Origin of the sequence: Nocardia sp. NPDC006982 (genome assembly GCF_042869435.1) — a bacterium.
Lineage (GTDB): Bacteria > Actinomycetota > Actinomycetes > Mycobacteriales > Mycobacteriaceae > Nocardia.
The window spans coordinates 1-21,359 of record NZ_JBIAFV010000037.1; the positions used below are offsets into that span (position 1 = coordinate 1).

The 21,359-nt window shown below is 65.5% G+C and carries 20 protein-coding genes, 1 tRNA gene and 1 pseudogene; 5 read left to right on the top strand and 17 right to left on the bottom strand.

Annotated elements, in window-relative coordinates:
* Positions 1-163 precede the first annotated feature (163 nt).
* Both ACFYOW_RS47320 and ACFYOW_RS47325 read left to right on the top strand, forming a co-directional pair.
* Positions 164-421: a helix-turn-helix domain-containing protein gene (locus ACFYOW_RS47320; protein WP_387298395.1), complete on the top strand. Its 258-nt coding sequence runs from the start codon at positions 164-166 to the stop codon at positions 419-421.
* A gap of 485 nt (positions 422-906) precedes the next feature.
* Entirely contained in the window at positions 907-2,280 is a 1,374-nt protein-coding gene (locus ACFYOW_RS47325; protein ID WP_387298397.1) for a site-specific integrase, read from the top strand.
* A 91-nt stretch (positions 2,281-2,371) separates the two neighbouring features.
* On the opposite strand, the gene ACFYOW_RS47330 is transcribed toward ACFYOW_RS47325, so the two are convergent.
* Positions 2,372-2,448 (bottom strand) — tRNA-Pro (locus ACFYOW_RS47330).
* Positions 2,449-2,541: 93 nt separating this feature from the next.
* A complete protein-coding gene (locus ACFYOW_RS47335) occupies positions 2,542-3,294 on the bottom strand; it encodes an acyl-[acyl-carrier-protein] thioesterase (protein ID WP_387298399.1) in 753 nt (250 codons plus the stop codon).
* A gap of 123 nt (positions 3,295-3,417) precedes the next feature.
* Between ACFYOW_RS47335 and ACFYOW_RS47340 the strand changes: the two genes are divergently transcribed.
* A complete protein-coding gene (locus ACFYOW_RS47340; RefSeq protein ID WP_387298401.1) occupies positions 3,418-3,945 on the top strand; it encodes a hypothetical protein in 528 nt (175 codons plus the stop codon).
* On the opposite strand, the gene ACFYOW_RS47345 is transcribed toward ACFYOW_RS47340, so the two are convergent.
* From ACFYOW_RS47345 to ACFYOW_RS47355, 3 genes are all read right to left on the bottom strand, one after another.
* Positions 3,942-4,943, bottom strand: coding sequence for an LLM class flavin-dependent oxidoreductase (locus ACFYOW_RS47345; RefSeq protein ID WP_387298403.1), 1,002 nt, complete (start codon positions 4,941-4,943; stop codon positions 3,942-3,944). The two genes, ACFYOW_RS47340 and ACFYOW_RS47345, sit on opposite strands and share 4 nt — an antisense overlap.
* A gap of 17 nt (positions 4,944-4,960) precedes the next feature.
* Positions 4,961-5,260 carry an ArsR/SmtB family transcription factor gene (locus ACFYOW_RS47350; RefSeq protein ID WP_387298405.1) on the bottom strand — a complete coding sequence of 100 codons (300 nt, stop codon included), beginning with the start codon at positions 5,258-5,260 and terminating at the stop codon, positions 4,961-4,963.
* 73 nt (positions 5,261-5,333) lie between these two features.
* A complete protein-coding gene (locus ACFYOW_RS47355; protein WP_387298407.1) occupies positions 5,334-6,287 on the bottom strand; it encodes an Lrp/AsnC family transcriptional regulator in 954 nt (317 codons plus the stop codon).
* Between the two features lie 81 nt (positions 6,288-6,368).
* On the opposite strand from ACFYOW_RS47355, the gene ACFYOW_RS47360 reads away from it, so the two are divergent.
* Positions 6,369-7,193: an SDR family oxidoreductase gene (locus ACFYOW_RS47360; protein ID WP_387298409.1), complete on the top strand. Its 825-nt coding sequence runs from the start codon at positions 6,369-6,371 to the stop codon at positions 7,191-7,193.
* Positions 7,194-7,245: 52 nt separating this feature from the next.
* Here the strand turns inward: ACFYOW_RS47360 and der are convergent, their stop codons facing one another.
* The 12 genes and pseudogenes from der to steA all read right to left on the bottom strand — a co-directional run bounded on the left by der (position 7,246) and on the right by steA (position 20,776).
* Positions 7,246-8,661 (bottom strand): ribosome biogenesis GTPase Der, encoded by a 1,416-nt coding sequence (gene der, locus ACFYOW_RS47365; RefSeq protein ID WP_387298411.1) that lies wholly within the window; start codon positions 8,659-8,661, stop codon positions 7,246-7,248.
* Positions 8,658-9,368, bottom strand: coding sequence for a (d)CMP kinase (cmk, locus tag ACFYOW_RS47370; RefSeq protein WP_387298413.1), 711 nt, complete (start codon positions 9,366-9,368; stop codon positions 8,658-8,660). Before cmk ends, der begins: the two co-directional genes overlap by 4 nt.
* Positions 9,369-9,400: 32 nt before the next feature.
* Positions 9,401-10,303 (bottom strand): annotated as a pseudogene (locus ACFYOW_RS47375) (pseudouridine synthase); the annotation flags it as partial.
* A gap of 663 nt (positions 10,304-10,966) precedes the next feature.
* A complete protein-coding gene (gene scpB, locus ACFYOW_RS47380; RefSeq protein ID WP_387298437.1) occupies positions 10,967-11,614 on the bottom strand; it encodes an SMC-Scp complex subunit ScpB in 648 nt (215 codons plus the stop codon).
* Between the two features lie 797 nt (positions 11,615-12,411).
* The gene (locus ACFYOW_RS47385) at positions 12,412-13,215 is read right to left on the bottom strand and encodes a segregation and condensation protein A (RefSeq protein ID WP_387298439.1); all 804 of its coding nucleotides are present in this window, start codon (positions 13,213-13,215) and stop codon (positions 12,412-12,414) included.
* Positions 13,216-13,400: 185 nt separating this feature from the next.
* Positions 13,401-14,345: a ParA family protein gene (locus ACFYOW_RS47390; RefSeq protein ID WP_387298441.1), complete on the bottom strand. Its 945-nt coding sequence runs from the start codon at positions 14,343-14,345 to the stop codon at positions 13,401-13,403.
* Between the two features lie 226 nt (positions 14,346-14,571).
* Complete coding sequence (locus ACFYOW_RS47395; RefSeq protein WP_387298415.1) at positions 14,572-15,036, bottom strand: cupin domain-containing protein; 465 nt, start codon at positions 15,034-15,036, stop codon at positions 14,572-14,574.
* Positions 15,037-15,142: 106 nt separating this feature from the next.
* Complete coding sequence (gene xerD / locus ACFYOW_RS47400) at positions 15,143-16,093, bottom strand: site-specific tyrosine recombinase XerD (protein ID WP_387298417.1); 951 nt, start codon at positions 16,091-16,093, stop codon at positions 15,143-15,145.
* Between the two features lie 12 nt (positions 16,094-16,105).
* Positions 16,106-16,765 carry an NUDIX domain-containing protein gene (locus ACFYOW_RS47405; protein WP_387298419.1) on the bottom strand — a complete coding sequence of 220 codons (660 nt, stop codon included), beginning with the start codon at positions 16,763-16,765 and terminating at the stop codon, positions 16,106-16,108.
* Positions 16,766-18,487: a CTP synthase gene (locus ACFYOW_RS47410; protein ID WP_040689361.1), complete on the bottom strand. Its 1,722-nt coding sequence runs from the start codon at positions 18,485-18,487 to the stop codon at positions 16,766-16,768.
* Positions 18,488-18,617: 130 nt separating this feature from the next.
* Positions 18,618-19,565 carry a copper transporter gene (locus ACFYOW_RS47415; RefSeq protein WP_387298421.1) on the bottom strand — a complete coding sequence of 316 codons (948 nt, stop codon included), beginning with the start codon at positions 19,563-19,565 and terminating at the stop codon, positions 18,618-18,620.
* Entirely contained in the window at positions 19,562-20,776 is a 1,215-nt protein-coding gene (steA, locus tag ACFYOW_RS47420) for a putative cytokinetic ring protein SteA (protein WP_387298423.1), read from the bottom strand. Before steA ends, ACFYOW_RS47415 begins: the two co-directional genes overlap by 4 nt.
* A 159-nt stretch (positions 20,777-20,935) precedes the next feature.
* On the opposite strand from steA, the gene ACFYOW_RS47425 reads away from it, so the two are divergent.
* Positions 20,936-21,355 carry an SRPBCC family protein gene (locus ACFYOW_RS47425; RefSeq protein ID WP_387298425.1) on the top strand — a complete coding sequence of 140 codons (420 nt, stop codon included), beginning with the start codon at positions 20,936-20,938 and terminating at the stop codon, positions 21,353-21,355.
* The last annotated feature ends 4 nt before the right edge of the window (positions 21,356-21,359 follow it).

Below are 21,359 nucleotides of genomic sequence, written 5' to 3' on the forward strand. Positions count from 1 at the left end.
GCAGCATCTACATCGGAATCATCAGCGCCGCAATGCGATTGCTGAACCGCTGCACCGAAAGTGTGCCAGAGCCACTTTCTCATGGCCACGGACACAATTGAGACTGGCGCATTCGCCTCGAATCCGGTTCTATTGCACCAAGGGATGACTCACGGATCGGCCTGTGATTCGAGGCCGTAACTTGAACCGGAAAAATACTCTCTCTGCTGAGGACATACTGCAGCATCTGCTGAACGAGCCGACCGTATCGGTCCCCGATGCAGCCCGGCTCCTAGGTGTCGGCAGGTCCACTGTCTACGCGGCGGTGAAGTCAGGTGAGGTGCCGGCTATTCGAGTCGGCAACCGTGTGCGAATCCCGTCGCGATGGATTCGCCAAATGCTCCAGTTGCAAGCCGCACCAGGAGACAACGACACCGAGTAGGACGCCAGCACTTCCTGCCGCGTTCACAGGCCGTCACTACCACTGACGGCCTTTCACCGCCCGTGCCGAGACGACACCTCCGCTACCCACCACCGATGCCCACGACGTTGCGCTGACACCGTCACCACACAGACCAAGCCATCAAAGCAGCCAACCGCAACAACTGCTCGCATGGGGCGCAACTGAGTGATGTTCAAGCACAACGGTTCTTCCGAGTAGGCGTAGACAGCCGCCGGAAAAACTACGCTGCGGCGGTAGCTCATCGAGCAGGGCGATCGCACTCGACCCCAACTCGCGCTCCCGCCGCTTCAAGTGCTCCCGCGCCAATCATAGCCGCCGTCACCGTCTCCGATTGCGTCGAGCGAGAGCAACCACGGCTAGCAGCGCTACGAGTAGCTGTGATCGACCGTCGACCCGCGATCCTTTGCCGCCGTTCACTCCCCCGAATGTCGAATTGGCAACGTATATAAGGAGGTACACCCGATATGACCAAAGGGATCCCACCCGAGAACAGTGCACGCCGCGCCGAACCGATCGACAAACGCACCGCCAGGAACGGCTCTGTGACCTACACATTCCAAATCGACGTCGGCACCAAACCAAACGGCAAGCGGGACCGCCAGCGGTTCACCTACAGCACTCTGACCGAGGCACGACGTGAGTACCGCCGGATCACAACCGAAGTCACCGCTGGCACGTACGTCAAACTCCTGGACATCACCGTGGACGAAGCGTGCGACCAATGGCTTCACAGCCGACGCGGTATCCGCCGAATCACGCTTCAGGGCTACCGCAACGATCTCAAGCCCGTCCGGCGGCACATGGGTGGCAAGAAACTGCGCCAGCTCACCAAGGCCGACGGGGACGCACTCGTGGAATGGATGCTGACCGAAGGTCGTGTCGATCCCCGCCATTACCGACCGGACAGCCTGATGTCGCAGGTAGCCGAACTGATCGCTCAGCACCCGGAAGGCATCACGGCGGCGAGAATCAAAGCGGCATTCCCGGACAAGGATATCCACACGTGCTTGTCAGGGCTAATCCGATCGGGACGTGTAACGCGACCCCGACGAGCGGTGTACATCCCGGCGGAGGCAGCCGAGACCGATAAGGCTCCCAGCGGCGTCAAACCGGTGACGGTGCGGGCTACATTGACCGCCTTCGGTATGGTCGTGCAGTCCTACGTCGATCAGGGAGCCTTGCCGCGCAATGTGATCGCGCTCGTGGAGCGGCCCACCGACGACTTCAGCGAAGACGACGACGAACAGTCGAAGTCATGGACGCTGGCGGAGGTCGAGACCTTCCGCGAGTCCGTACGCGGCGAACGGCTGTACGCCTGCTGGCTGTTGTCCTGCTATGGCGCACGGCGCTCCGAAGTACTCGGCATGCGGTGGACACGCTTCGATGAATCCGCACTGCGCGTGCGTCGGGGCCGGGTCGCCATCGGCAAGGAAACCGAAGAAAACTTGCCGAAATCCCGGCGCGGCCGTCGCGACCTTCCACCGCCCCCTGATCTAGCGGAGGCACTCAATCGCCTCAAGGCGCTCCAGAAAGCCGAATGCTCGGCACTCGGCATCCCATGGTCCGATGACCGGCTGATCGCGGTAGACGAAACGGGAGCCCCGATCCGGCCGGAGTACTACTCGGACACCTTTCACCGGCTGCGAGAACGCGCCGGGCTCCGTCGGATCCCACTCAAGGGACTGCGGAACTCCAGCGTAAGTCTGATGTTGGCGCTGGGCATTCCGGTGCACATCGTCGCGGCCTGGCACGGCCACGACCCTGCGGTCTCCCTGAGCATCTACAGCGACGCCCAGCCGGAGGATTTGCGCGCGGCGGGCGCTGCGCTCTTCGGGTGACTTGAAAACCCCGCTCCCCACACGTTGGCACGTTCTTGGCACACTAGCGTGTCCGAGAACGTGCCACCGAGGGCGGAAACCGCCTCTGACCTGGTCGGGCTGACAGGATTTGAACCTGCGACCACCTGACCCCCAGTCAGGTGCGCTACCAAGCTGCGCCACAGCCCGTTGCGCCTGGTGTTCGGGCGCTCGGAAAGATTACCTCAGCGGGCGCCCAGACGCCGAATCGCCTGGTTATCGGTGTGGTGGGTGGGGCGGGAGTCAGCGTGGGGTGATGCGGGCGGTGGCTCGGGGGTCGTCGGCTACGGCGAACCAGGCGTCGAGGGTGCTGCCGGTGCGGCGGCCGATTACGCGGACCTGCTCGCCTGCCGTCAGCGGTTTGGTGTATTCGATGACGGTGCGGTGCGGGCCGGAGGTGAGATCGGTGTGGGTGGCGAGGAGTTCTTCCAAGGCGCTGAGGTAAACCGCGTTGTTGACGTGGTCGAGCCAGTCGAAATCGGCGACGCGCAAGGGGAAGGGCAATTCCTGGACGTCTGGGCCGGTGGGTAGCGGGTCGGTGAGTGCGGCTTTCCAGCGCAGGCGATGTTCGGTGGTGCTGGCGAGCATGGGTGCCATGAAGCGGTCGCTCATGCGCGCGGGCACGCCGGATTCGGTGCCGAAATGGATCAGGAATCCTTCGGTTTCGACCAGACCGCCGTTGCTGCCACAGATCTGCACGCGCATATTGCACCAGCGGTTCGACAGGGCCGAGCACCAGCGGCGCAGGGTGAGGTGCTCGCCGAATTCGATGGGCTTGAGGACGTCGATGACGGTGCGGCGGACCACCCAGCCGCGGTGGATGTCACCGTCCTCGACGGCTTCGAGGTGTTCGAAGCCGATGTCCTGCAGGTAGCGGGCGATGGCGTCGAGGCGCAGACGCTGGTCCCGGTCCGTATCGGCGAGGCGGACCGGCCAGCCGGTCTCGAACGGGGATCCGACGGTAGGGCGTTCCGGCAGCACGCTGGGAATGACCATAAACGGATAATGCCAGGTCCCGCCCCTCAGCAGCACCCCGACCCGCTCAGCGTGTCAACCGGCAGCAAAGTGCTCCCGCCAATGGTGATAGGCATTCGCCTTCGGTTAAATAACGTTGAAGCTATGAGTCCCCCGGCCACGCCGTGGTCGAACCAGCCCAAGGGCCTCCCGAGCAAGGAGTCCAGCGGCGGCGCGGAGCTGGCCATCGACCCGGTGATTCTCACCGCCATCACGCTTCCCTCGAAGCGAGGGCAGCACTATCCCGACCTCGGCATGCTCATCGGAACCAGCTTCGCGGTCCTGTTGTCGTTGGTGGCCTACCTCTCCGTCGCGTCGATCGGTTCGACACCGGTCCGAGATTCGGCAACCGGCGGATCAGCGGCGGCCACCGCCGCCCCGGCGAACGCGGTCCAGGTCGGTCGGGGGCTGACCATCGGCAAGGTCACTGCCAACGACGGCAAAACGCTTGCGGTGCAAGGGATATTGGGTGCCACGACGAACGTTCGTGTCAACACCAATACCCAGGTACTTGTCCTAGCCGGCAATAGCGTGTCGGATGTTACGGTCGGGGCCGCGGTCGTCGTCTACGGAAATAAGGAAGCCGACGGCACCATCACCGCGAATCTGATCGTGGGCGGCTCATTGAGTTAGCGAGCGACCGGCTCGGTGATCAGACCGCCGGTGAGTTCGACCGAGCGGAGTCGGTCATCGATTTCGGTGGCGTGGTGGGCGACGATGAGTTCGTCCGCATCGATGGAGCCCGCGAAATCCACCAGGTACGAACGGACTTCGGCGGGTGTGCCGACCGCGGTGTATCGGGTCATCGCGCTGAGCTGGCTGCCGTTCGGTGAGGCTAGGAACGCATCGATCTCCTCGTCGGTGAAGTCCGCGCCCGCCGCGCCACGCCGAATCATGGCTCGCGCGCGAGCACGGTAGGAGATCGTCTTCTGCGCCACCGCCGCATCGTGGTCTTCGGCCGCGAACACATTGACACCGGCCATCACATACGGCTCGGCGAGTTGCTCCGACGGCCGGAAGCTGTCGCGGTAGACGGCGACCGCCTGGTGCAGCGCGTCCGGCGCGAAGTGGGATGCGAAGGCATACGGCAGGCCGAGCTGCGCGGCGAGTTGCGCACCGAATAGTGACGACCCCAGAATGTAAAGCGGCACAATGCCTTCCGCGCGCGGCACGGCCTGCACACCGGGTACTCGCGAGTTGCCCGACAGATAGCCCTGTAGCTCCAGCACATCCTGCGGAAAGGTGTCCGCCGAGGAAGGATTGCGGCGCAGTGCGAACATGGTCTTCTGATCACTGCCGGGCGCGCGGCCGAGTCCGAGATCGATCCGCCCGGGGAACAGCGTCTCCAGCGTGCCGAACTGCTCCGCGATCACCAGCGGTGAGTGATTGGGCAGCATGATGCCGCCTGCGCCGAGCCGAATGGTCTCGGTGTGCGCGGCGACGTAACCGATGAGCACGCTGGTGGCGCTGGAGGCGATCGAGCCCATGTTGTGATGTTCGGCGTACCAGACGCGTCGATAGCCGCTGCGCTCGGCGGCCCTGGCCAGCGCGACGCTGTTCTCGAAGCTGTCGCGTGCGGTGCTGCCGGGTGCGACCGACGCCAAGTCGAGGATCGACAGTGCGGTGGGCATAAGACTTCCTTCGTAGCTCAGAGAACGCGGTTGAGTTCTTCGGTGAAGGCCCGGATGCGGGCTTCGTCGCGGCGGTAGTAGGTCCACTGGCCGCGTTTAGTGGCGCAGAGAAATCCAGCGCGCTGCAGGATCGCGAGGTGTGCCGAGATGGTCGATGCCGAGGTCCCCGCCTTCTGCTGGATGAGACCGACGCACACCCCTAACTCGCCGGTGGCGTCGCCCCGCGCTGGGAAGTTCGCGTCCGGATCCTTGAGCCACGCCAGGATGCGCAAGCGGGTCTCATTCGCCAATGCCTTGCACTCGTCGAGCACATCCACCTCCCTTCGGTATTTCGCTAATTAACGAATTTTACGCCGGATACCACGACTCGGCATCGTGACGCAGCACACGTCAGAGGAGCAGGGAGCCCGCACGTTTGACGGTACGAATGATCGGAGCGGTTTCGAGCGTGGCGATGCCGGGAAGTTCGGCGATGCGCTCGGTAAGGTAGCGACCGAGATCTCGAGGGTCGCGGCAGTTGACCGCCGCGACCAGATTGGTAGCGCCGGTGGTGACAGCGGCGAAGGAGACTTCGCGGTGGCGGGCCAGCGCCTCACCGACGGCGACGGTGGCGGCCGGCTGTGTGGCGATCCAGAGTCGGGCCTCGGTACCGAATCCCAGTGCAGCGGAGGGGATATCGAGCTGGAATTGCAGGACTCCGTTGCGGCGCATTGCTTCCATCCGGCGACGCACCTTGGTTTCGGTCCACTGGGTGGCGGCGGTGAGGTCGGAGTAGGAGGTGCGGCCGTCGTGGTTGAGGGCGCGCAGCAGGGACCTATCGCCTTCGTCGAGATGAAGGGGTCCGTCGTCGGGGTCGACGGGGGCGGGCCTGAGGTGCTCGACCTGGTCGGGTGTCAGTGTGGCTGAACCTTGCCAGCCGTCGGGCAGCACGAATCCACGCAGCAGCAAGTGCGCGGACATGGCCACGATTCGGCTGGTGCGTGGAAGTTTATGCAGCAGTAGAGCTTCCTGCTCTTCGATACTGCGGGTCTGCACCGTGCAGGAGACCTCGGTACCAGCGGAGAGGAGATACACGAACGACGTATCATCGCGTGCCGCAAGGGCTTTCGCGACGGAACCGGCTGCGTCGGGAGTGCAGCGCAACCGGATCGTCCATTGGACGTAACCGAGCCGCTGACCGTTCACCAGTCCGATCACCCTGAGTTCATGCGTATTTCGCAGCTGACGATACCGACGTGCCACGGTGTTCTCGGAGACGTCGAGAACTTCGGCGATCGTTCGGAAAGGTGCCCTGCCGTCGATCTGCAGCGCATGAATGATCCCCCTCTCGACGGCATCCATCATAAACCCTCCAAATCTGACGGTTTCCAGCAATATGAGACCTTACTCTGGTTGATTTCGCTCCCGTAGCGCCAGGATCGAGGCATGAACATCCTCGTCCTCGCCGCCACTGGAAACGTCGGCAGCCAGCTCGTCCCCCAACTGCGCGCAGCCGGTCACACCGTGCGCGCGGGCACCCGCAACCCGGCGGCCGCCGATTTCCCGCCCGACGTGCAGGTCGTGCGCGTCGAACTGTCCGAACCCGAAACGCTGCGCGCCTGCCTCGCCGACATCGACGCGGTCTTCCTGCTGTGGCCGCTGCACACCGGCGCACAACTGCCCAAGGCACTCGATCTCATCGCCGAGCGCGCACGGCGCATCGTTTTTCTCGGCACCGGCGGCATCCCGGACCTCAGCTTCGAGGATCAGCAGAAGCTGGTGCACGGCTGCGGAATCGAATCGGTGGTGCTCCGCCCGAGCACCTTCGCCGTCAATACCCTCTGGTGGGCCGATGAGATCAGAACTGGCGATATCGTGCACGGTAGCCACGGCGACCTGCCGATGAGCCTGATCCACGAGGCCGATATCGCGGCCGTCGCGGCCCGGACGCTCACCGAAAACGCCCATGCCGGAGCCACTTACACGCTGACCGGACCAGAGGTACTCACCCAGGCGGAGCAGGTCAGGGTCATCGGCGAAGTACTCGAGCGTCCCCTGCGCTGGGCCGAACTCACCCGCGACCAGGCCAGACAGCGCCTACTCGACGACGACACCTTTCCCGACTCCTTCGTCGACGTCCTCCTCGACGGCTACACCGAGATGCTTGCCGCGCCCCGCCCCGAAATCTCCTCGACCGTCGCCGATATCACTGGTCGCCCCGCTCGTTCCCTGGCCGAGTGGGTATCCGACCACCTCGCCGCGTTCCGCTGACGGCAAATGGCAACGGACGTCGTTGCTCAGCAACGACGTCCGTTCCAGGGGCCTACTTCCGGCGTTCCCGCTTCTCACGCACACGTACCGAAATACGAACCGGAGAACCGTCGAAGCCGAACTCCTCACGCAGTCGGCGCTCCAGGAACCGGCGGTAGCCCGCCTCCAAGAACCCTGTCGTGAAGAGCACGAAGGTCGGCGGCCGGGTAGTGGCCTGCGTGGCGAACAGGACGCGCGGCAATCGGCCACCACGCATCGGCGGCGGTGTCGCCGCGATGACTTCCTTGAGCCAGTTGTTCAGCCGACCGGTCGGGATGCGCTTATCCCAGGATTCCAGTGCGGTTTCCATTGCGGGAACGAGCTTTTGGACGGCGCGGCCGGTATGCGCGGAGATATTGACGCGCTGTGCCCACGGCACCCGGACCAGATCCCGGTCGACTTCCTTGTCGAGTTGCAGGCGACGGTCCTCGTCGACCAGATCCCACTTGTTGAAGGCCAGCACGAGCGCGCGACCGGAGTCCGCGACCATGCTGATCACCCGCAGGTCCTGTTCGGTGATCGGCTCGGAGGCGTCGATCAGCATGATCGCGACCTCGGAGGCCTCCAGCGCCGCCTTGGTGCGCAGCGACGCATAGAACTCCATGCCGCTGGCATGGGAGACCTTGCGACGCAGACCTGCGGTATCGACGAATTTCCAGATCTTGCCGCCCAATTCGACCAGCGAATCGACCGGGTCGACGGTCGTGCCCGCGACATCGTGCACGACCGAACGCTCATCACCGGAGAGCTTGTTGAGCAGGCTGGACTTGCCGACGTTGGGTTTGCCGACCAACGATACCCGGCGCGGACCGGTACCGCCGGTGCCCTCACGCGGGGTCTCCGGGAGGACTTCCAGAACATCGTCGAGCAGGTCACCGGTGCCGCGGCCGTGCGCGGCGCTGACCATGCGCGGCTCACCGAGACCGAGCGACCACAGCGCGGCGGCCTCGGCCTCGACGCGTTCGTCGTCGACCTTATTGGCGACCAGGATCACCGGAATCTTGGAGCGGCGCAGCTTCTTCACCGCGGCCTCGTCCGTGGCCGTCGCACCGACGACGGCATCGACCACCAGCAGGATCGCGTCGGCGGTCTCCATGGCCAGTTCGGCCTGGCGGGCGACCGACTGCTGCAGGCCCTTGGCATCGGGCTCCCAGCCACCGGTGTCCTGCACCAGGAAACGGCGACCCGCCCAGTTCGCCTCATAGGAGATGCGGTCGCGGGTCACGCCGGGAATGTCCTCGACGACCGCTTCGCGACGGCCGAGGATACGGTTCACCAGGGTCGATTTGCCGACATTCGGGCGGCCGACGACCGCCACCGTCGGCATCGCGAGGTGTTCGCCCTCGTCGAACTCACCGTCGAGATCGGCTATCTCCCAATCGGTTTCGTCGCTCCAGACGCCATCTCCGGCGAGAACGTCTTCACTCACTGTGCCCTGCCTGTCCGGCCGATCGAAACCTGCCGCACCACAACGCGATACAGCTCGTCGATGACCTCATCCATATTCAGTTCGCTGGTGTCGACCTGCACCGCGTCGTCGGCCGGACGCAGTGGGGACACCGTGCGAGTGGAGTCGAGGGTGTCGCGACGCTGCACGTCGGCGAGCACACCCTCGTAGTCGTCGCCGCGGCCTTCGGCGATGTTCTGCTGGTTGCGCCGCTGCGCGCGGGCCTCGGCGGAGGCGGTGAGGTAGATCTTGGCGTCGGCATCCGGCAGCACGACGGTACCGATATCACGCCCCTCGACCACGATTCGCTGTGCGGCGGAAGCGATTTCACGCTGCAGCGCGACGAGCAGCTCGCGCACCTCGGCCACGGCGGACACCGCGGACACCGCCTTGGTGACGGCATTGCCACGGATCTCCGAGGAAACATCCTCACCGTCGAGCAGGATCAGCTCACGGCTGGGATCGGTACCGATGGTCAGCGGCAGTTCCTTGACCGCGGCACCGATGGCCGCCGAATCGGTCAACTCGACACTGGCGCGCAGCACCCGCAGCGTCGCGACGCGGTACATCGCGCCGGTGTCGAGGTAGCTGGCGTCGAGCCGGGTGGCCAGTCGCCGCGACACACTGGACTTGCCCGTGCCCGAAGGCCCGTCCATGGCAACGACCAGCGGCGTGGTGCCTTCAACCATCGCAGGGACCTCCACGGGAATCTCTACACCGTTCACAACGACACCGCCTCGTAAAGTTTGCCGACTTCATCGCGGCCGATCACGCGCAGCGTGCCGGGCCGTTGGTCGCCGAGTGCGACCGGACCGATATTGGTGCGCACCAACCGCGTCACCGGATGACCGACCGCGTCGAGCAACCGGCGCACGATGTGCTTGCGCCCTTCGTGCAACACGATCTTGACCAGCGAACGTCCCTCGTTGATCTCCAGCACCTGGAACTTGTCCACCTTGGCCGGACCGTCCTCGAGTTCGACGCCGTCCCTGAGGCGCTTGCCGATCCCCTTGTGAACTTCACCGTTGACCGTCGCCAAATAGGTCTTCTCCACCTGGAAGGACGGGTGCATGAGCCGGTGCGCGAGGTCGCCGTCGTTGGTGAGCAGCAGCAGCCCCTCGGTATCGGCATCCAGCCTGCCGACGTGGAACAAGCGCTGACCTGCCGCGATGCGCTCGGCGACGATATCGCCGACGCAGGGGCGGCCGAGATCGTCGGACATGGTGGACTGCCAGCCCTTCGGCTTGTTCAGCGCGATGTGGACGAGTTCCTCACGCACCATCACGCGAGTGCCGTCGACGCGAACCACCGCGTGCTGCGGATCGATGCGCAAGCCCTGCTCGGTGACGATCGCGCCGTCGACCTCAACCCGGCCCTGCGCGATCATCTCCTCGGCCGCGCGGCGCGAGGCGACACCGGCCTTGGCCAGCACCTTCTGCAGCCGCTCGCCCTCGCCCCACGGCAACTTCTCGTGGCCGCCCTCGGCGGGCTGCTCGACATGCTGACGCTTGGCTGGCTTGGCATTGCTCAGCAGCGGAGCGGCGACAACCTTCTTCTGTGGCTTCGGAGTCTTGGTCTTCTTGCCGACCGGCGCGGACATCGCGGCCGAAGCCGGGCGATGCGACGGATTGCCTTGCTGCGCAGAGCTTCCCGGTGTGTAACCGCGCGAACCGGCGGCACGCGGGCCCGAACCGCCTTGTGCGGCACCGCGATAGGCGTCGCCACGCGAACCACGCTGATCGGAACCGCCGCCCGTCGACGAGCCGCGATAACCGCTGTCGCCCTGGGAAGAACCGCGATAGCGGCTGTCCCCCTGTGCCGAGCCGCGGTAGCCGCCGCCCTGCGACGTGCCACGTCGATCGGAGCCGCCCGGGGACGAACCGTATCCGCTGCCGCCCTGCGCGGCGCCGCGATAACCGCCGCCACGCGCGGAGCCACGCTGATCGCTCTGCGACGAGCCACGGTAGTCCGAGCCACGCGACGATCCGCGATAGCCACCCTCGCCGTGCGACGAATCGCGGTAGCCGCGATCGCCTTGTGCGGAACCGCGGTAGCCCCCGCGATCGCCGCCGCTCTGTTCATTCCCCCGGTAACCACCTTGTGAGGAGCCGCGCTCGGAGCCTCCCCATCCGGCCCCGCGCGGCGTACTTCCCCTTTGCGTACCTCCCCGTTGTGCCGAACGCGCGTCGCGTGCGTTTCGGCCTGCGCCGCCCCTTCCGGGCTGGTCGCTTCTGTTCCTACGATCCGGTGTGCCATCTCGGCGAGCGGGCGTATTCATTTTGTCCTGTCAGTCTTCTTCGGTACCGAGATCCAAATCGGTCTCGGCGGGTTTCTTCAACCTGGTGTAACGGGGGTCCGTGTCCAAGCTCTCGTTGATCTCGTCGATCAGGTCGACGCCCGGCAGCAAGGGCGCCAGTGGCGGAAGATCGGACAGCGATGCGAGTCCGATCCGCTCCAGGAACAGTTCGGTCGTGCAGTACTGCGTGCCGTTCGTTTCCGGGTCGACCCCGGCCTCGGCGATCAATCCGCGAGCCAGCAGGGTTCGCATCACACCGTCGACGTTCACGCCGCGCACCGCGCTGACCCTGGTCCGGGTCACCGGTTGGCGGTATGCCACCACCGCCAATGTTTCCAAAGCGGCCCTGGTCAATTTCGACCGGGCGCCGTCGAGCAGCATCCGTTCCACATACGGCGCGTACTCGCTGCGAGTATAGAAGCGCCACCCGTCACCCACGAAACGCAGATCGATGCCACTGGCCCGCGCGGACAGTTCCGCCGCCATTTCGTGCAGCGCCCGCTCCACCCGCGCCGGTTTGTCCTGCACCGCGTCGGCCAGCAGTTCTACCGGGGCCGGAGCGTCCACAATGAGCAGCATCGCCTCCAACGCCGACCGGAATTCATCGTCATCCAGCGGTTCGGGCGTGAACTCCGCCACTTCGTCGTCTGAACCCGCGCCGGCGTCTTTTTTGTTCTTCGCCGCACGTGCGGTCTTCGTCGCACTTACAGAAGCCGGGGCGTCGTTCCTACCACTCCCCCGCCGCGTCTCACTCGGTCCTCCAGCAACGCCGTCGCCATCCTCCGCGCCCGGCGCTACCTGCTCGCTGACGCTCGGCTCGGCTGTGCCCGCGGAATCGGCGTCGATGATCGGACTGCTTATCGCCTCGGTCGCACCTGCCGCAACTGCGGGCTCCTCGCCCGCACCCCTCGTCAGTGGCGTATCAGCGCGCCCCGCGATGCCTTGGACTCCACCCGACGCCTGCCCGCTGAGGCTCGGCTCGCCCGCGCTCGAGGTATCCGGTTCGACAATTCGACTGCTTCCAGCCGCCGCTCCCGTGCCGTTCGAGGTCGCCGCATCCCCGGCATCGTCACCGCTCGAATTCGCCGCACTGCCGTCGGCGCTTGCATCCGCAGCGTCTTCGATGAACTCATCGCGCACACTCGACGCCGGCTTGTCGACGCTCGATTCTGCGGCGCTCGCGCCCGATGCGACACCGCCGATCGAACTCAGCGCCGCACTACCGTCGGATCCCGGCGCGCTCGCATCTGCGGCGTCTTCGATGCGCTCATCACTCGACGATGCCGCCTCGTCGCCCGATTCCGCCGCACTCGCGCCCGATGCATCGCCGCCCCGGGCGATCACTGCACGGTCCACGTCGACCTGCTCGCCCACGACCCCGGTGTCATGCTCGATGCCGTTGTGCCCGAGGGGTGTCGCGTCGTCGGTGCGCTCACTCACCCGTAGTCCTCCTCGATGGTCACGGTGTCGGCGGTCTCGTCCTTGGGGTCGCCGGTCCAGCTGATCGAGAGCGGGCCGAGCGGGTCGGGCTGGTCGAACTCGATCGTCTTGCCCCGGTACAGCTCGAGCAGTGCCAGGAAGCGGGCGACGATCTGGATCGGCACATCACAGTCGGCGACCAGTTCGCCGAAGGTCGTCCAGCCGCCCGGTCCGCGCAGTTTGAGCTGTTCGAGCACGAGCGCGGCCTGTTCGGCGACCGAGAAGGCGTGCTGGTGCAGATGGTCGAGTCCAACCCGCGGCGCCGGGCGAGGCCGGAAGGCCGTCGCGGCGATCGCGGCGAACTGGTTTGCGTCAACTCCCAGCTTAACCTCGGGCAGCAGGTCGGCGTATCGCTCCTCCAGCCCGACCGCGCGTGGGTAGCGTCGCAACGCGACCGCCTCCAGTTCCCCGAGCAACTCGGCGACCTGTTTGAACGCGCGGTACTGCAGCAGCCGTGCGAAGAGCAGATCGCGTGCCTCGAGCAGTTCGAGATCCTCGGCGTCGGTCACCTCACCCGACGGCAGCAGTCGCGCCGCTTTGAGATCCAGCAATGTCGCCGCGACGACAAGGAATTCGGTGGTCTGATCCAGGATCTTGTCCGCACGCAACGCCTGCTGCCCGATGCTGGCGGTCAAAGCCTTTGTGTAGGCGATGAATTCGTCGGTCACCTGATGCAACGCGACCTCGGTGACATCGAGCTTGCGCGAACTGATCAGATTCAGCAGCAGATCGAACGGCCCTTGGAAGTTGCTCAGCCGCAGCTGGAACCCGGAGGTCTGGGCCGTCGGCTCGCTCTCGCCGCCAGGTCTGCCTGGCGGATCATCCGCGGCCGAGTCGTTCGCAGCCGACGCGGCACGCCCGGCGTCGGAGTCCCGATCGACGAACTCATCAGACTCCGAGCCGAGCGTATCCGTGTTCGTCGATGGCGCCGGTTCCGTACCGCCGATCACCGGCCGGACCGGTGGATGACTTCCCGCGCCATCGCCCGATATGCTTCGGCCCCACTGGATTTCGGTGCCCACGTGGTGATGGGTTCACCCGCGACGCTGGCGTCCGGAAAACGTACGGTGCGCGCGATCGCCGTGTCGTACACCAGGTCGCCGAACACTTCGACGACGCGCGCCATCACCTGACGCGAATGTAGTAACCGCGCATCGAACATGGTCACAACGATGCCGTACAGGCTCAGGCGCTGGTTCAAGCGGTCACGCACCTTCTCCACGGTGTCGTTGAGCAGGGCGAGTCCGCGCAGCGAAAAGTATTCGCACTCCATCGGAATGATCACGCCATCGGAACAGGCCAGCGCATTCACCGTGAGCAGGCCGAGCGACGGCTGGCAGTCGATGAGGATGTAGTCGTAGCGATCGCGCACCGATTCCAGGGCGCGGCCCAGTGTCTGCTCCCGGCCGACCTCGTTGACCAACTGGATCTCCGCGGCGGACAGATCGATATTGCTCGGCAGCAGGTCCAGATTCTCGACGCGGGTCTCCATCAGGACATCATCGATCGAGACCTTGGATCCGATGAGCAGGTTGTGAACGGTCAGATCGAGATCGTGGTGGGCCACACCCAATCCCGCCGACAGCGCACCCTGCGGATCCAGGTCGACCAGCAACACCCGCCGCCCGAACTCCGCGAGCGCAGCGCCCAGGTTGATGGTCGAGGTGGTCTTGCCGACGCCACCCTTCTGATTGCACATCGCGACGATCAGCGCATCACCGTGGTTTTCGACCGGCGGGGGGTCGGGCACGACACGCAGCGGGCGCCCGGTCGGGCCGAGCGTCGCATCGTCGGGGACGGGATCGACGCCGTCGCCCCACAGCGTTTCCGCCGCGGCGGCCGAGTACGGACCCGTCCGGGGACCCGTAAGCGGCTGCGCCCCAGCACTCATCGGCGGCTCTGCCGCACCGGCTGTCGTCACGATCCGCTGCTCCTTATACGTTCCTGCCCGTTGCCTTCGCCCGACTCCGGCATCTTCTGCCCGAGCGTAGCGAGGCCGATCAGGCCCGACCTCGCTTTCGTACGGTCCAGCTCTCGATAGACGCTACCGCTTGACAGCGCAAGACCCACGCTCGGACACGCGACGCCCACGTTTACCTGCGCAGGCGTCCACTCCCCTAGCGCCAATCCGGTCCACCGTCGAAATGGACGTCGAACCGATCGTGGAGTTCATCCATGCTGTCCCAATCCGCCTCACCCCGAGCGATACGACCGAGCTGCCGGAAGTACTCGAACCGGACGATACCCGGTGTGAGTACGGCGAAGAACTCGGCGGGACCGTCCGCGGACGCCCCGAAGGCATGGACAGTACCCGGCGGAACCACCACCAGACCACCCTTCGCGACCGCGTGCCGTTCGCCGTCGACGAGGAATTCCATGGTCCCGTCCAGGACGTAGAAGATTTCCGTGGACTTCGTGTGATGGTGCGGTCTGGTCCCATCCGCGCCCGCCTGCAGGACGAGCCGATTCGCTCCGAACAGCCCATCAGTGTTCTCGCTGTCCTCGAGCAACCGGAACGATCCGCCACCGGGCAGCGCCACCGCCTCGACATCGCGCTCCTGAACGATGAAAGCCTTTGCCATCCAACTCACCTCACGTCGGTATGCCGAGACCCACCCGATCTCGACATATCGACACAACCGGACCACGGTCCCAATTCTTCCGCGGCGGTCGCCGGAGCACAGCGGGTCAGCGGGCGCGGGGGTGAGCGGTTGCCCAAACCTCACGAAGCGTGTTCACGGTGACCAAGGTGTAGATCTGAGTGGTCGTCACCGACGCATGCCCCAGAAGTTCTTGGACCACACGCACATCCGCACCCCCGTCGAGCAAATGCGTTGCGAAGGAATGACGCAGCGTATGCGGCGAAACGGTAGCCCCGATGCCCGCCCGCTCGGCGGCGGTCTGCAAGACCTGCCAGGCACTCTGCCGCGACAACCGACCACCGCGGGCATTCAGAAACAGCGCGCCCGCAGTGCCTTTCCCGTTAGCGGCGAGCACCGGCCTCCCTCGCACCAGATATGCGTCGACTGCCGCCAGCGCGGGCCTGCCGATCGGAACCATGCGCTGCTTGCCACCCTTGCCGTGCAACACAACAGCGCGTTCCTCGGTATCGAGATCGTCCACATCGAGCCCGACCATCTCCGAAATCCGCGCCCCGGTCGAATACAGCAGCTCGAGCAGCGCGCGATCGCGCAATCCGCGCGGCCCGCCATCGCTTCCGGCGCCATTCGCATCATCGATCAGCCCGCCGCCAGCCGCCTCCAACAGCCGCAACACCTGGTCGTACGGCAGCGCTTTCGGCAACCGCCGCCCCGGGGTCGGCGGCTTGACCGCATGTGCGACATCGGTACTCGTGAAACCCTCCGCCGCGGCGAAGCGATGCAGCCCGCGCACCGCGATCAGCGCACGAGCGACCGAACTCGCGGCCAGGGGCGGATGTGTCTCTCCGCCCGCTCGCAGCACCATCGTGAACTCCGCGACATCGGATTCGGAAACCTGCTCGAGCGCCGTAATCCCGTGCCCGGTCAGGAAATCCCGATACCGGTCGAGATCGCGACGGTACGCACCGAGGGTGTTGCGGGCGGCGCCGCGCTCGACCGCAAGATGATCGAGGTAGGCGTCCACCTCCCGCGCGAGCACCGCCCGGACCCGTCAGTCTTCGGACTGCCGCTGCGCCTTGCGACGCAGGAATGCGGTCGGCTGCCCCGGCCACGGCGCGTCGGCCGGACGCAACTGCGTCCCGCCCGCCCTGGCGGCCGCGAGCGCGAGCAGACCGGCGACGGCCGTGGCATTGACGATCTCACCGGCCAACGCGGCCCGCACTGCTTCGTCCACCGGCAGGCGGACCAATTCCAGGTCCGCCTCCTCCAATTCCGGCTCCGGCCGGTCGGTTTCGTACAGACCTCGCGCGGCATACACCCGCAGCGCCTCATCGGTGAATCCGGGCGAAAGCACGACATCCACCAAAACCGACCATTCCCTGGCAGCCAGTCCGGTCTCCTCGGCCAATTCGCGCTTGGCCGCTGTCAGCGGATCCTCGCCGGGCACATCGAGCAGTCCGGCGGGCAGCTCGAGCAGCCGCTGATCGATCGGATGCCGATACTGCCTGATCAGCACCACATTGTCGGCATCATCGATGGCCGCAACCGCAACCGCCGCATGGTGTTCGATCACCTCGCGCTCGACGACGCGTCCGCCCGGCATTGCCACCTGGTCGAGCCGCAAGGCGAGGATGGCACCGCTGTACATGGTCTTGCTCGCCACGGTCTCGAAGTCGTGGCTGCCCGGCTGGGCTCCCCCGTTCTCACTCATCTACGACACCTGATCTGCGTTCGCGAACTCTTCGTCCGGGATATCGACCGGAAGCCGCTCGGCCAGTTTATATTTCAGCGCCGCCGCGATCAGCGCCGCGAACAGTGGATGCGGGCGAGTCGGGCGGCTCTTGAGCTCCGGATGCGCCTGGGTGGCCACGAAGAACGGATGCTTATCCGCGGGCAGCTCGACAAATTCGACCAGATGCCCGTCGGGGGAGGTACCGCTGAATTTCAAACCGCTCGTGGCGATCTTGTCACGGTAGGCGTTGTTCACCTCGTAGCGATGCCGGTGCCGCTCGGAGACCTGGTCGGTGCCGTAGGCCTGCGCGACCACCGAACCCTTCTGCAGCGTCGCCGGGTAGGCGCCGAGGCGCATGGTGCCGCCGAGATCGGCCTCACCGGCCACGATCTCCTTCTGATCGGCCATGGTGGAAATCACCGGATGCGGTGTATCCGGCTCGAATTCGGCCGAATTGGCCTCGGCCAGACCGACCGAACGCGCGGCCTCGATGACCACACACTGCAAACCCAGACACAGACCGAGCAGCGGAAGCCCCCTGGTCCGCGCATATTTGATGGCGCCGACTTTGCCCTCGATGCCACGGATACCGAACCCGCCCGGAATCAGCACCGCGTCCACATCGCGCAGCGCGGCCTGCGCACCCGCCGGGGTCTCGCATTCATCCGACTGCACCCAGCGGATATTCACCTTGGCCCGCGAAGCGAATCCACCCGCGCGCAACGCCTCGGTCACCGACAGATACGCATCGGGCAGATCGACGTACTTGCCGACGAGTGCGACCTCGACGGTCTCCCGCGGCTGGTGCACCCGATCCAGCAGATCGCCCCACACCGTCCAGTCCACATCGCGGAACGGCAGCCCGAGCCTGCGCACCACATAGGCGTCCAGGCCCTCACGGTGCAGCACCTTGGGAATGTCGTAGATCGAGGGCGCGTCCGGCGTGGAGATGCAGGCGTCCACATCGACGTCGCACATCAGCGCGATCTTGCTCTTGAGCGCCTGCGGCACCTCGCGATCGCAACGCAGGATCAGCGCGTCGGGCTGGATACCGATATTGCGCAGCGCGGCCACCGAGTGCTGGGTCGGCTTGGTCTTGAGCTCACCCGACGGCGCGAGGTAGGGCACCAGCGATACGTGCAGGAAGAACACATTGTCCCGGCCCACATCGTGGCGGATCTGGCGCGCGGCCTCGAGGAAGGGCTGCGATTCGATATCGCCGACGGTGCCACCGATTTCGGTGATCACCACATCGGGCACCTGCCCCTGCAGATCCGGCCCCTGCATCGCCAGGATGCGACTCTTGATCTCGTCGGTGATGTGCGGGATAACCTGCACTGTGTCACCGAGGTATTCGCCGCGACGCTCCTTGGCGATCACCGACGAATAGATTTGCCCGGTAGTCACATTCGCGTCCCGGGACAGGTCCCGATCGAGGAACCGCTCGTAGTGGCCGACATCGAGATCGGTCTCCGCGCCGTCCTCGGTGACGAACACTTCGCCGTGCTGGAACGGATTCATGGTGCCCGGATCGACGTTCAAGTACGGGTCGAGTTTCTGCATGGTCACCCGCAGTCCGCGCGCGGTCAGCAGCTGACCGAGGCTGGAGGCGGTAAGACCCTTACCCAATGAGGAGGCGACACCACCGCTGACGAAGATGTGCTTCGTGGCCGTTCGCGCCTGATTCCGTGTATGACCCACGGGTCTTCACGGTAACACGAAATTGCTGGTCTGATCACACGCCATGCACGTTTGCCACCGAGTCGCTGCGATCGATCGGATCCGCACCGTGCGCCATGTCCGCAGCACGGAGCATCGCGGATCGGGCGGGTCAGCTCGAAGGCAGCGCGACGAGTGTGAGGGAGGTCGCCTTGGTGCCGGTTCCGTATCGGCCCGCGCCGCCGTTGAGCTGCTCGCTCAGGCCGAGCACGGTGGTGACGCGGCCGATATCGCGGTCGAGGTTGTCGACGGTGGTGACGGCGGTGGCGAGCGCGGCGTCGGAACGAATGAGCGCGATCGGGCCCGGATTGTCGGCGGCACCGGATCGGCCCGCCAGCACCGCCCCCGCACCGCGACCACGCAGGGCGCCGGCGAATCGGGCGATATTGCTGCCCTGACTGTTCTCGCTGGACTTCTCGCCGTCGCCGGTGACGACAACGGCGAGGTTCGCGGCCTGCGTCGGAGTGTCGCCGTAGGCGAGGAAACCGCCGCCGCGCAACGTCTCCAGCACCAGACTCAGCTCCTGCGGGGTGCTGCGCGGTTGCGCGCTCGCGGGATCGAGCAGCAGCACCAGGCCGAGCAGATCGCCCGCCATACTGCCCTGATCCACCTGGCCGGTGCGCAGCTGCGCGCCCGCGGGGATGACATTGGTGACCGCGGTACGCATCCGGTCACCCTCGGCGGCGTCGAGGAAGGCGTCGTTGAGTGCGATGCGGCCGGTCACGGTGGCACCCGAGGTTTCCAGATCCTTCGCGACGGCCTCGACATCGGCGGGTTCGGCATCGGGGGTCGTGAACACGACGACGCTGCGGTCGGTGAGCGTGCCGCCGAGGATCCGGCCCGCCGCTCCGGCGATGAACCGGTCCGCGGCATTGATTTCGTCGCCGAACCGCCGGTTCTGATCGGTGGCCACATCGAGCTGTTTGCGCAGATCCGTTTTATCCGCGCGCAATCCGGACAGCAGGTCCGCCGCCACGGTCTGTGACCCGAGCACCACGCCGAGGGCGAGGGCCAGGAAGATCGCGACGATCGAAACCGCGTGCTGCCGAATCGAAATCATCGGTTCCCTCCCGCACCGGCTAGGCCCTCGGCCCACAGCGTGAACCGGTTCCAGCTATCGGCGGCCCAATCCAGTGCCTCGGTCCCCATATTCGAGGCGAGCATGGCCACGATCACCGCTACCAGTGCGGCGAGGACGACCATCGCAATGGCGGTGCCGGACACCCGGTTCCGGTAGAGCGTGGCGACGGCCTTGGCATCCATGAGTTTGGTGCCGACTTTCAGTCGGGTGAGGAAGGTCGCCGGATTGCTGTCGCGGCGGCCGCGGTCGAAGAAATCGTCCAGCGAGGCGGCGGCGCCGGCCGTCACGATCAGCGATGCGCCGTGGTGGTGGGCCAGCAGCAGGGCCAAGTCGGAAGGTGCCCCCGACGACGGGAAGGTCGTCGCGCCGATGCCGAGATCCTGGATGCGTTCCAGCCCCTTGGCGTGGCCGTCGGTATCGGCGGGCAGGATCATCTCGGCACCGGATTTCAAGGTGGCGGTGGTGATTTCGTCTGGGTCGCCGACGATCAGATCGGGGCGGTAGCCCTGCTTCAACAAGGTGTCCGCGCCGCGACCGACGCCGACCATGATCGGCGCGTACTCCTTGATGAAGGGCTTCAGTCGCTTGAGATCGTCGGCGTGCTCCGGGCCGTCGGCCACCACGACCACATGCCGATTCTTCATGTCGAGCTCGAGGTCCGGCACCCCGATACCGTCGATGAGCAGCGCACTCTCGGTGCGAATGAATTCGATGGTGTTGCCGGCGAAGGCCTCCAGATGATCGGCGAGACCGTTGCGCGCATCGATCATTCGCTCGGCGATATCTGATCCGGTCAGCTCAATGCCCGTGACCAGGACCTCGGGCTCCTTCTTGACCAGCTTGTCGGAGTAGACGACGCCCTCATCGATGCGGACCTTGGTGCCGTCCTTGATCCGGAAGGCATCCGAACTCACGGTGTCCAGCAGCAGAATTCCGTTGGCGACCAGCACTTCCGGCCCCAGATTGGGGTAGCGGCCCGAGATCGACGGCGAAGTATTCACCACCGCGACCACGCCCGCCTCGACCAACCGATCGGCGGTGAGCCGATCCAGATCCATCTCATCGAGTATTACGACATCACCGGGCCCGACCCGCTTCAGCAGACGCCTGGTGTTGCGGTCAACCCGAGCTGTCCCGGTCAGCCCGGGCAGCGCTTCGGTGCTCTTCGACAACAACGCCAACATCTTCATGTGGCCGATCCTGTCGGCAAACCCTCAACCATTGGTGGAGGCGCGCCGTATCACCTATCACATTCGTCACTGTGATAACACGAGCACCACGCCGCGCCGAGAGCGCGCCAACAAGTACCCGTATGCTGCGGGTCACAGATATCCCGAATAGGAGTCACCATGGTCAGCAGTACCGTCGACGCCGTGATCGCGGCACCGCGCGATGTCGTCTACAAGTTCTTCACCGAGCGGGAAGGCATCAACCCCTACATCCCGGTCGACTTCACCCTGAAGACCCCCGGCTCGCCCACCCCGACGGGCGTCGGCGCGCAGTACTTCATCGGCAAGGCCGGCGTCGGCATCGTCGAGGAGACCACCAAGCTGGTCCCCGGCGAGCTCATGGAATACAAGATCATCAAGGGCGCGCCCGTGAAACGGCACGTCGGCACCATCACCTTCACCGACACCGACAACGGCACCCTGGTCTCCTACACGATGGAGTCCGAGCCCAGCCTTCCCGTCCCCGCAAAGGTCCTGGAATTCGGTCTGAAGAACCTCATCAACCAGTTCATCAAGGGCGCCCAAAAAGCCCTGCGCTGAACTG

What these genes read in the sequence shown, in the direction of transcription:
- ACFYOW_RS47355 (WP_387298407.1), bottom strand. Translation starts at nt 6,287, where the DNA reads ATGATGGATGCCGTCGAGAGGGGGATCATTCATGCGCTGCAGATCGAC.
- ACFYOW_RS47340 (WP_387298401.1), top strand. Translation starts at nt 3,418, where the DNA reads ATGAGTCCCCCGGCCACGCCGTGGTCGAACCAGCCCAAGGGCCTCCCG.
- ACFYOW_RS47390 (WP_387298441.1), bottom strand. Translation starts at nt 14,345, where the DNA reads ATGAGTGCTGGGGCGCAGCCGCTTACGGGTCCCCGGACGGGTCCGTAC.
- ACFYOW_RS47335 (WP_387298399.1), bottom strand. Translation starts at nt 3,294, where the DNA reads ATGGTCATTCCCAGCGTGCTGCCGGAACGCCCTACCGTCGGATCCCCG.
- ACFYOW_RS47360 (WP_387298409.1), top strand. Translation starts at nt 6,369, where the DNA reads ATGAACATCCTCGTCCTCGCCGCCACTGGAAACGTCGGCAGCCAGCTC.
- ACFYOW_RS47405 (WP_387298419.1), bottom strand. Translation starts at nt 16,765, where the DNA reads ATGAGTGAGAACGGGGGAGCCCAGCCGGGCAGCCACGACTTCGAGACC.
- ACFYOW_RS47345 (WP_387298403.1), bottom strand. Translation starts at nt 4,943, where the DNA reads ATGCCCACCGCACTGTCGATCCTCGACTTGGCGTCGGTCGCACCCGGC.
- ACFYOW_RS47425 (WP_387298425.1), top strand. Translation starts at nt 20,936, where the DNA reads ATGGTCAGCAGTACCGTCGACGCCGTGATCGCGGCACCGCGCGATGTC.
- ACFYOW_RS47325 (WP_387298397.1), top strand. Translation starts at nt 907, where the DNA reads ATGACCAAAGGGATCCCACCCGAGAACAGTGCACGCCGCGCCGAACCG.
- cmk (WP_387298413.1), bottom strand. Translation starts at nt 9,368, where the DNA reads ATGGTTGAAGGCACCACGCCGCTGGTCGTTGCCATGGACGGGCCTTCG.
- ACFYOW_RS47415 (WP_387298421.1), bottom strand. Translation starts at nt 19,565, where the DNA reads ATGATTTCGATTCGGCAGCACGCGGTTTCGATCGTCGCGATCTTCCTG.
- steA (WP_387298423.1), bottom strand. Translation starts at nt 20,776, where the DNA reads ATGAAGATGTTGGCGTTGTTGTCGAAGAGCACCGAAGCGCTGCCCGGG.
- ACFYOW_RS47395 (WP_387298415.1), bottom strand. Translation starts at nt 15,036, where the DNA reads ATGGCAAAGGCTTTCATCGTTCAGGAGCGCGATGTCGAGGCGGTGGCG.